Annotated in this window: 8 protein-coding genes and 1 tRNA gene; 5 read left to right on the top strand and 4 right to left on the bottom strand. The window is 38.0% G+C overall.

Annotation, left to right across the window (positions count from 1 at the left end; genetic code table 11):
* Positions 1-375 precede the first annotated feature (375 nt).
* Together FFO06_RS20235 and FFO06_RS20230 are read left to right on the top strand one after the other, a co-directional pair.
* On the top strand, positions 376-1,356 hold the full coding sequence (locus tag FFO06_RS20235) for an ABC transporter ATP-binding protein (RefSeq protein WP_137909636.1): 981 nt from the start codon (positions 376-378) through the stop codon (positions 1,354-1,356).
* A gap of 216 nt (positions 1,357-1,572) precedes the next feature.
* Positions 1,573-2,361: an ABC transporter permease gene (locus FFO06_RS20230; protein ID WP_137909635.1), complete on the top strand. Its 789-nt coding sequence runs from the start codon at positions 1,573-1,575 to the stop codon at positions 2,359-2,361.
* A gap of 296 nt (positions 2,362-2,657) precedes the next feature.
* Here FFO06_RS20230 and FFO06_RS20225 read toward each other — a convergent pair whose 3' ends face one another.
* Entirely contained in the window at positions 2,658-4,379 is a 1,722-nt protein-coding gene (locus FFO06_RS20225; protein ID WP_137909638.1) for a serine/threonine-protein kinase, read from the bottom strand.
* A gap of 87 nt (positions 4,380-4,466) precedes the next feature.
* Positions 4,467-5,306, bottom strand: a complete 840-nt coding sequence (locus tag FFO06_RS20220) for an alpha/beta fold hydrolase (RefSeq protein WP_201275502.1) — start codon at positions 5,304-5,306, stop codon at positions 4,467-4,469.
* A 156-nt stretch (positions 5,307-5,462) separates the two neighbouring features.
* Between FFO06_RS20220 and FFO06_RS20215 the strand changes: the two genes are divergently transcribed.
* Positions 5,463-6,995, top strand: a complete 1,533-nt coding sequence (locus tag FFO06_RS20215; protein ID WP_137909634.1) for a SagB/ThcOx family dehydrogenase — start codon at positions 5,463-5,465, stop codon at positions 6,993-6,995.
* An 83-nt stretch (positions 6,996-7,078) separates the two neighbouring features.
* Here FFO06_RS20215 and FFO06_RS20210 read toward each other — a convergent pair.
* A tRNA-Ala gene (locus tag FFO06_RS20210) sits at positions 7,079-7,151 on the bottom strand.
* Positions 7,152-7,472: 321 nt separating this feature from the next.
* The gene (locus FFO06_RS20205; RefSeq protein WP_137909633.1) at positions 7,473-7,952 is read right to left on the bottom strand and encodes a molybdenum cofactor biosynthesis protein MoaE; all 480 of its coding nucleotides are present in this window, start codon (positions 7,950-7,952) and stop codon (positions 7,473-7,475) included.
* Positions 7,953-8,072: 120 nt separating this feature from the next.
* Between FFO06_RS20205 and FFO06_RS20200 the strand changes: the two genes are divergently transcribed.
* Together FFO06_RS20200 and FFO06_RS20195 are read left to right on the top strand one after the other, a co-directional pair.
* Positions 8,073-9,098, top strand: a complete 1,026-nt coding sequence (locus tag FFO06_RS20200; protein WP_137909632.1) for a DMT family transporter — start codon at positions 8,073-8,075, stop codon at positions 9,096-9,098.
* Positions 9,099-9,167: 69 nt separating this feature from the next.
* Positions 9,168-10,070, top strand: a complete 903-nt coding sequence (locus tag FFO06_RS20195) for a S66 peptidase family protein (RefSeq protein WP_137909631.1) — start codon at positions 9,168-9,170, stop codon at positions 10,068-10,070.
* The last annotated feature ends 19 nt before the right edge of the window (positions 10,071-10,089 follow it).

The following is a 10,089-nucleotide window of genomic DNA, read 5'->3' as shown; positions in this document are numbered from 1 at the left end:
GGATTTACAGGATGTGATTTTTAAGTTTTCGGTTTTGGTTTGGGTTTTATTGTCTTGAATCAGGATAACCAGGATTTGAGGATTTACAGGATGTGATTTTTAAGTTTTCGGTTTTGGTTTGGGTTTTATTGTCTTGAATCAGGATAACCAGGATTTGAGGATTTACAGGATGTGATTTTTAAGTTTTCGGTTTTGGTTTGGGTTTTCTTGTCTTGAATCAGGATAACCAGGATTTGAGGATTTACAGGATGAAACTCAACCCAACAACTACGACTAAATCATTATTTGTCACGGGAAAATCAGGATCAGCTAGTTTATTCGCCAATGATATGCAATAATTAATATTATTCCCTATTCCCTATTCCCTATTCCCCTATGTCAATTATTGTTGCAGAAAATCTGAATAAATCCTATCCAGTAGCAATTAAAAATCCAGGAATAAGAGGAACAATTACCCACTTTTTTCGTCGTAATTATCGTTTAATTAAAGCCGTTCAAGATGTTTCCTTTACTATTGAACCTGGGGAAATTGTCGGTTTTTTAGGTCCCAATGGTGCAGGGAAAACTACGACTTTAAAAATGCTAACAGGATTAATTCATCCTTCTAGTGGTGTAGTTAAGGTCGGTGGTTTTGTTCCCTTTCGTCGTCAGGAAACATTTCTCCAAAAAATCACCTTAGTCATGGGACAAAAACAGCAATTAATCTGGGATTTACCCGCTTTAGATTCTCTCAAAATTAACGCCGCAGTTTATAATATTCCTGATAAAGAATTTCAGCGTCGCGTTGGGGAATTAACAGAAATGTTGGGTTTAGAAGGTAAACTAACTCAACCAGTGCGAAAATTATCATTAGGGGAAAGAATGAAAGCCGAAATATTAGCCGCACTTTTACACCGTCCCCAAATCTTATTTTTAGACGAACCCACTTTAGGGTTAGATGTTAATGCTCAGGTAGGAGTCCGTCACTTTTTAAAGGAATATAATCAACTTTATCAAGCAACTGTATTATTAACCAGTCATTATATGGCTGATATTACAGCTTTGTGTCCACGAGTATTATTAATTCACGAAGGAAAATTAATGTATGATGGTAGTTTAGAGGGATTATTAGAAAGTTTTGCTCCCTATCGAGAAATTTATGTCGAATTAGCTCAAGTATTACCATTAGCACAACTTATGTCCTATGGTGATGTACAAATGGTCGAAGAAAGAGCAGTAAGATTTATTGTTCAACAAGAAGCATTAACTCAGACTGTATCCCGGATTTTAGCTGATTTAGCAGTGGTAGATTTAACAGTTACAGAACCACCAGTAGAAGAGGTAATTGGCCGAGTTTTTCAAAAAGGATTTATTTGAAAACCCCACCCTAACCCTCCCCTTACCAAAGGGAGGGAACTGTCCCCTGTCCCCTGTCCCCTGTCCCCTGTCCCCTGTCCCCTGTCCTCTGTCCTCTGTCACCTGTCCCCTGTCCTCTGTCACCTGTCCCCTGTCCTCTGTCACCTGTCCTCTGTCCCCTGTCCCCTGTCCCCTGTCCTCTGTCCCCTGTCACCTGTCTCCTGTCACCTGTCACCCATGAAAAAAGCGATTAAAAAAGCCTTAACTTTACTGTCAGTTTACTATGCTTATATGCTGGAATATCGCTCAGAATTAATCCTATGGGTTCTAGCAGGTTCTCTACCAATGATTATGATGGGTGTTTGGGTACAAGCAGCCGAAAGTGGTAAATTTGGTTTTCAACCTGTGGATTTTGCTCGGTATTTCTTCGCTGTTTTCCTGACTAAACAAATTAGTGTAGTTTGGGTAATTTATGACTTTGAAAAAGAAATATTAGAAGGTAAACTTTCTCTAAGATTATTACAGCCTTTAGATCCAATTTGGCATCATATTAGTAATCATTTAGGTGAAAGAGTCGCTCGTATGCCTTTTGTATTACTTTTATCCACATTCTTTTTTGTTCTCTATCCCCAAGCCTTTTGGTTTCCTGATATAGGTAATTTATGCTTATTTATCTTAGCAGCAATTATGGCTTTTGCTTTAAGATTTATCATTCAATATACCGTTGCTATGGTTGCATTTTGGACCGAAAGAGCAGCAGCTTTAGAAAATTTATGGATGTTGTTTTTTCTATTTTTATCGGGTTTAATAGCACCTTTAGATGTCTTTCCCGAAAATATCAGAAACATAGTTATGTTAACACCTTTTCCCTACATGATTAATTTCCCAGCCAGTATTTTGGTGGGACTACCTGTAAATTTAACCAGGGGATTTTTGTCAATTATTGGTTGGTTTCTTGTATTTTTGGGCGCTAATCGTTTTTTATGGCGTAAGGGTTTAAAACGCTATTCTGGTATGGGGGCTTAATACGGTCTTAATTTATCAGGTTTTGAGGTTTATTCAGTCATTAATATTTATGTTAGTATATATTTAATTATATCTAATATAGATTATGGTGCGTTAATAGTCGCTAACACACCCTACCTGGCTTTTGGTTTATCAGGGTTTGAGGTTTATTGGTTCATATTTCGTTATTATATCTATACTATACAATTAAATATATTATGGTGCGTTACGCTGTCGCTAACACACCCTACTCACCTATCACCTATCACCTATCACCTATCCCCGTGGCGTAGCACCTATCACCTATCACCTATCACCTATCCCCGTGGCGTAGCACCTAAATTACTGGGTATGGTTTTAAATTTATCTGGTGAACCTAGAGAATAATCTTCTAATTTAAAATCAGCAAATGGTTTTTTCTCTAATCTATCTCTTAAGGCTTCATCTAATATTACACCTGCGGCTTGTTTTTTCACCCCAATAATAATAATACTGCGTTGATAGGCTGTTGAGTCTTGGTTAGCTTGACAGTCTTTTCTCTGAAATTGTCCCAAATTTAATAAGCGATAACCTTTAATACTGGGTATATTACTAAATATCTTTTTTACTAATAATTGAATTTGTTGAGAACGTTCTAAGGCGCGACTTTGTTCTGCGATAATATTACCTTCACAGGAGGCTGTTCCCACGGAAATAATCTCGCTGGGATTTTCCATAATTGTCTGGATTCCTTCTTGTTCTAAATTAGATTTTAAGGAATCAATTGTTATAGTTTGGTCATTATATTTAATTTGGTAGGTGCTGCCTAATTGCCATTTATATTCTACTGATAAAACCGCAATATTAAACTCGGCAACTCTCCCTTGACTATCTTTCCCTTCTTCATAGGGAAAATAATCAACTTTGCCTTTTTTAACTGGTGCTTGTCCATAGTCAGCAGGTAAGGCTACAAATTTATTGTCTTTAAATCCTAAGGCTACCCACCACAGTAGTAATAAGGAAACTACTAAAGCTGTAAACCAGGACAATAATGGTAATTTTTCCGGTGGTTCTTGTGGGGGAATAAGAGTATTATTAGTAGTTGTTTGATTAATTATGGCTGTTTTTTCTGTTCGGCTAATATTCACGGTTGCAGATGTATTTTGTGAGAGTTGATCCTCAATTTCTGCTAATCTTTGATAAATTTCTTGAGTATTCCTAGGGCGTTGATTTACTTGGGTGGACATTAACCAATCAATCAAATCTAATAATAATGGAGAAATGTGATTTGCATGATGTCGCCATTTTAAAATATCTAAGTTAGGATCATATAATTCTCCAGGTTGATATCCCGTTAATAAAAATACAAATGTCCGTCCTAATGCAAAAAAATCTGATGGGGGTATGGCTTGTCCACGCATTTGTTCTAAAGGGCTATAACCTGATGATGAAATTGCTGTCATTCCCCCACTAGCTAAATAGGTTTTGGTAATTTCTCTAGCTGTACCAAAGTCAATTAATACTAATTGTCCATCAGGACGAATCATGATATTTGATGGTTTAATATCTCTATGGAGATATTGTTGATTATGTACTAACGCTATTATTTCTAATAATTGTTTTAACCAGGCTATGGCTTGAACTTGAGAAATGGGGCGGTTTTGTTGTTGCTTTAACCACTCTTCTAAATTAGGTCCGGCAATTTTTTCCATAATCAGACAATGGAGTATAAGATTATTTCTGGTTTGATAGGGAAAGTAATCTTCTGCTGCGGGAATACCAGGATGATTTAATTGTTTTAATACATTAAATTCTTGTTGAAATAATGAGACTGCTTTAGGATCATTAGTTAATTCTTGTTTGAGGACTTTGAGAATTTTTGGCCTATCTTGTTGATAAGCTTCGTAAATTTTACCAAATCCAGTTTGGTCACTTAATAAACGTAAAACTCGATAACGTCCGATTAATTCTAATTGAGAACCACAACTTTGACAAAAGCGGTTTTCGTCATTATCTGGGTGGTTGGGTTGAGGACAAACTGGATTAATACAAAGACTCATAATAAGTAATTGGTAATTGGTAATGGGTAATGGGTAATGGGTAATGGGTAATGGGTAATGAGACATTGCGAATTATCTGTAATTATCTCATTTTTGTGCTGCTAAAAAACTGGCAACTGTTTGATTAAATTCTGTTGGGTTAGTTAAGAATGGCCAATGATTTCCGGGGACTTGACGAATAAGTAAATTTTTGAGGTTGGTTTTGTAAGGTTGAATTTGCCAATTTTGGCGGTTGACACCTTTTTCTGGTTGTATAAAGAGGGCAGGTGTGTCAACTGGGTGAATAAAACCTGGTACTTCCATGACTGCATCAAAAATGCCATCACGGGCTGCTATAGTAAATTTACTACCCCAAGTACCGTCGGGTTTTTGTACAATTGCAGCTTGAAAAACTTGCTGTTGCAAAGAACTCCAATTTTGATATTGACTGAGTTGTTTAATTGTTTGTTCGGCTGCTTCGTAACTGGTAAAGGGGCCCATGCTTTTGAGGAAGGGTAAAACACGGTATAAAAGGGGAAATATGATTTTCAGAAAACTGGGCATTTTCCAAATAAAAATGGGGTCTACTAATGTGATACTTTTTAATCTGGCTGGGTTTTCTCTAGCCCAAATGGCGGCTAATTTCCCGGTCCAGGAATGGCTGACAATATGAGCCGCAGGCCACCGCATTTTATCCATTAATGCCTCTAAATCGGAAATTGCACTTTTAAAGGTGTAATCTTTTTCTGGCTTGCTGCTCTCACCATGACCACGCATATCCGGCGCGACTATATGGTAATCTGATTTTAAATAGTCTCCCAAACTTGACCAAACTAAAGCATGATCAGCCATACCATGTAACAATATTAATGGTTCTTGACCTTGATTCCATTCTAGGTAAGAAAGTTGAATATCAGATGTTGAGAGAGTTTTACGTATAGGTATCATTTGCTCAATGTTCTCCAGGACTGGTGGTTAGAAATTTTAGCAGAAAAAATCAATTTTCAGGTTTTAATTTTTAATTGATTTACAGCAAATCATGGAGCTAATAAATGTCAACGTCAATGGTAGGAATACAAGGATATTAAATTACAATTATTTATTATGCCAGAAATACATCAATCCATAGCCCAACATTATCACGAACGGACTAAGTATGATCCCCAAACTCTAGCTGCTAAAAATTATAATTTAGACTGGGCTAAACAACCAGTACCTTTCAAAGAGTACAAAATCGGTGCTGATATTGACTTAAAACCCTATCTACAAGAAAATACAGAAATATTCGCCCATGATCAAGATGCTCAATGGTGGTACAGGCTCTCTCACCTATTATTTCACAGTTATGGACTGACGGCAAAAATGCCTTCTATGGGTAGTGCAGTATATTTACGTGCTGCTCCCAGTGCAGGGGGTTTATATCCGGCTGAAGTATATTTAGTTTCTCGCGGTACACCTTTGTTACCACCAGGACTTTATAATTATCAATGTCGAACTCATTCTTTAATGCACTTCTGGGAAAGTGATGTTTGGCAAAATTTACAAGAGGCTTGTTTTTGGCATTCTTCCCTAGAAACCACTCAATTAGCTATTATTACTACTGCGGTTTTTTATCGTTCTGTTTGGCGTTATGAAGATAGAGCCTACCGCCGAATTTGTCTCGATACTGGGCATCTTTTAGGTAATATTCAATTAGCTTGTAATCTGGCAAATTATCGCTCTTATTTAATAGGCGGTTTTGTGGATAAAGCGGTTAATGATCTACTTTATATTGATCATGAACAAGAAGGAACGACCGCTGTTTTAGCTTTGGCAGATTTGTTAGATATTCGCCAAAATTTACCTAAAGCCAGCACTGCTTTACCTTCTACCACTGAAACTAATTATCCATCTATTCCTGACGGTGAACTACTAAAATATTTTCATTTACGCACTGAAATCACACAGACTACTAGCAGTAATTTAAAGTTACCAACTGTCAAAGAAGAAAGGTCTTTAGAGGATAAATATAATTTTCCTTTCTGTGATAAAATTCCTACTAGAACTGCGCCAATTTTTTGGGGGGAAAATTTATCAGAATTAGCAAATACTATCTATAAACGACGTTCTACTCGTGCTTATACTGGCGATAATTTAAGTTTTGATCAACTAAAAGCTTTACTTGATTTCACTTATCAACCACAAAATTATGTTGACCAAAATTTAGATCCTGACCCTGATTATTTTGACTTGAATTTAATAGAAACTTTTGTGGTGGTTTCTGGAGTTCAAGGCTTAGATCCAGGTTGTTATTATTATGCACCTAAAGCCCAAGAATTACGGCAAATTCGCTTTAAAAATTTCCGTCGGGAGTTACATTTTCTCTGCTTGGGACAGGAATTAGGTAGAGATGCAGGAGCAGTATTATTTCATACTGCCGACCTCAAAAGTGCGATCGCTCAGTATGGTGATCGAGTTTACCGTTATTTACACACAGATGCAGGTATTTTAGGACAAAGATTGAATTTAGCAGCAGTCCGCTTAAACTTAGGTGTCAGTGGTATCGCTGGCTTTTTTGATGACCAGGTTAACGATGTCTTGGGTATTCCTGCTGACGAAGCAGTCATTTACATTACTACACTAGGAAAACCCAGGTAATCAGGTCCTCATGTCCTAAAGTCATAATGTCCTAAGGTCATAGTCATGGAGTATCTAGAGTTTATTTTATTTTGATTATGCCATGGAGCTAAGCGGATTCGAACCGCTGACCCCCTCAATGCCATTGAGGTGCGCTACCAACTGCGCTATAACCCCGAAATCCCAACTTAGTCAGCTTTTGAGCTTTCTAAGCTTTCTATTAGGTGAGTTTTCTTATCATCTCTGTTGAGATTATATCTCACTTGATGTCAATTTTGTCAAGATATTTATGTTAAGAAATATTAAGCAGTGAATGAACATGAAAACTCTAGAACCCCTGTTCCCTGTTACCTGTTACCTGTTACCTGTTCCCTGTTACCTGTTACCTGTTACCTGTTACCTGTTACCTGTTACCTGTTACCTGTTACCTGTTACCTGTTCCCTGTTACCTGTTCCCTGTTACCTGTTACCTGTTACCTGTTACTTGTTCCCTCCTACTTAATGCTGACAATTATTTATAGAAATCCAAGATGAATCTACTACTCTTGAACCATCTTCTCCAATCTTGTAATAATGTTCCTTTTTCCAAATAGGTGCGTTGTGTTTTAACGTATCAATAGCATATTCACAAGCCGCAAAAGCTTGTCCACGGTGGGGACAACCTATAGCTACAAGTACACTAATTTCCCCAATTGACAATCTGCCAATGCGATGATATATTGCCACCCGACCGATATCAGGCCATTGATGGCGAATATGATCAGCAATTTGATAGAATACCTGTAAAGCCATTGGTTCATAAGCTTGATATTCCAAAGCCACCACAGACTTACCGTCAGTTTGATTACGAACCATACCACTCATGATTACCACTGCACCATGAGCAGGACTATCCACCTGACTATAGATTTCCTCTACAGACAATGGTGCTAGTGTAATTCCAAAACTATCTTCAACCCTGGGTTTAATTGTGATCATTTATCTTATACTCCTAATATCTAACCGCGAAATATCCAGGCAATTCAAAAAACCCCAAAATCAGGTAAAGTAAAGCTAAAGTAGTATATTCATCTATTTACTAAAAACCACGATCATCTCATGCAAGTGCAACTCAGTGGATCTAAAAATCCCCTAACGTATCTACTATTAATCGCTCCTTTTTTCCTTTGGGGTACAGCCATGGTGGCCATGAAAGGTGTAATTCCCCACACTACACCCTTATTTATGGCTGGAGTCAGGTTAATACCTGCGGGGGTACTAATTCTCATGGTAGCAGCATTCATGGGTAAACCTGTACCTAAAAGTTGGTTAGCATGGTTATGGATTATTATATTTGCTTTAGTTGATGGTACTTTATTTCAAGGATTTTTAGCAGAGGGTTTAGTCAGAACCAATGCTGGTTTAGGTTCGGTCATGATAGACTCCCAACCTCTAGCAGTAGCTTTACTGTCCCTCTGGTTATTTCAAGAACATATTGGTTTATGGGGATGGTTGGGGTTAGGTTTGGGAATCACAGGAATTAGTCTCATTGGTTTACCAGAAGAATGGATTTTTCATCTTTTTGATTCAGGAGTGACAATTAACCCAGCTAATTGGCAAGATTTATTTAATAGTGGTGAGTTATTAATGTTACTGGCTGCTTTATCAATGGCTGTGGGAACGGTGTTGATTCGGTTTGTGTGCCGATATGCAGATCCAGTCATGGCTACAGGATGGCACATGATTATCGGAGGCTTGCCTTTGTGGGGAATGTCTTCGGTATTAGAAGCTCAACAATGGCAAAATCTTGTACTATCAGATTGGATAGCCTTAAGTTATGCTACTGTATTTGGTAGTGCGATCGCTTATGGTTTATTTTTCTATTTTGCTTCCAGTGGAAATCTCACCAGTTTAAGTTCTCTGACCTTTTTGACACCGATTTTTGCCTTAATATTCGGTTATATTTTCCTCTCAGAGGTCTTGACAATTATCCAATGGTTAGGTGTTTTTCTCACCTTAATCAGTATTTATTTAATCAACCAACGGGAGAATATTGGAGTCAAAAATCAGACAATTACTATCACAGAAACAAATACCCCAGAGGAATCATTAGTTTTAGAACTATCCTCGAAAAAAGTCCCTTAAACAGAGCTAAATCACCGATAACTACCAAAAATATAACAAAAATATAACTATTACTTACATTTTCTACCGATGTCACTCCTTATCTTACCTCCATATCTCAAACCAGGTGATTTGCTGCGCGTGATTGCTCCTAGTGGTGCATTACGAGAAATGGAAGCGTTTCATCAAAGTGTGGAAATTTGGAAAGCGCGTGGTTATCGGGTTGAAATTTCAGCCAACATAGATGATAAACATGGTTATCTCGCTGGTACAGATCTCCACCGTCGTCAGCAACTAACCACAGCATGGGAAGATCCAGAATGTCGGGGTATCCTCTGCGCGAGAGGTGGTTTTGGCTGTACCCGGATTTTAGAAGATTGGAATTGGCCAGAAAAAAATATCATTCCCCCTAAATGGTTAATCGGCTTTTCTGACATCACAGCCTTGCTGTGGAGTCTCTACAACGCCGATATTGTCAGTGTCCATGGTCCCGTCCTCACCACCCTAGCTAATGAGCCAGAATGGTCAATACAGAGGCTAATGGACATAGTAGAAGGTCGTCCCCTCGTACCTTTAAAGGGTAAAGGTTGGGGTGGTGGTACAAGTACGGGAATCTTGCTTCCTGGTAATTTGACAGTAGCAACCCATCTTTTAGCAACACCGATTTTACCTGACTTTGAGGGTGTAATCTTAGCCTTAGAAGATGTAACAGAAGCACCCTATCGGATAGATAGAATGTTGACTCAATGGCGATTAAGTGGTATTCTGTCTAAAGTTCGCGGTATTGCCTTGGGAGGATTTACAAAGTGTGAAGCCGCAGCCAATGTACCTAGTTTTACTATAGAGGAAGTATTGCGGGATTGTTTGGGTGATTTGGGTATCCCCATAGTTTCTCATCTCCCCTTTGGTCATGATAGCCCCAATGCTGCTTTACCTGTGGGAATGATGGTGACATTAGACGCTGAACAAGGGATACTGTATTTTTTCCCATAGATACAGCAAGTAGTTTTGA

Source organism: Dolichospermum planctonicum (genome assembly GCF_005402965.1).
Classification (GTDB): Bacteria; Cyanobacteriota; Cyanobacteriia; order Cyanobacteriales; family Nostocaceae; genus Dolichospermum; species Dolichospermum planctonicum.
This window is presented reverse-complemented; position numbering and strand designations above follow the sequence as displayed.

Coding starts and splice junctions, on each gene's coding strand:
- FFO06_RS20230 (WP_137909635.1), top strand. CDS start 1,573: ATGAAAAAAGCGATTAAAAAAGCCTTAACTTTACTGTCAGTTTACTAT.
- FFO06_RS20215 (WP_137909634.1), top strand. CDS start 5,463: ATGCCAGAAATACATCAATCCATAGCCCAACATTATCACGAACGGACT.
- FFO06_RS20200 (WP_137909632.1), top strand. CDS start 8,073: ATGCAAGTGCAACTCAGTGGATCTAAAAATCCCCTAACGTATCTACTA.
- FFO06_RS20220 (WP_201275502.1), bottom strand. CDS start 5,306: ATGATACCTATACGTAAAACTCTCTCAACATCTGATATTCAACTTTCT.
- FFO06_RS20225 (WP_137909638.1), bottom strand. CDS start 4,379: ATGAGTCTTTGTATTAATCCAGTTTGTCCTCAACCCAACCACCCAGAT.
- FFO06_RS20195 (WP_137909631.1), top strand. CDS start 9,168: ATGTCACTCCTTATCTTACCTCCATATCTCAAACCAGGTGATTTGCTG.
- FFO06_RS20205 (WP_137909633.1), bottom strand. CDS start 7,952: ATGATCACAATTAAACCCAGGGTTGAAGATAGTTTTGGAATTACACTA.
- FFO06_RS20235 (WP_137909636.1), top strand. CDS start 376: ATGTCAATTATTGTTGCAGAAAATCTGAATAAATCCTATCCAGTAGCA.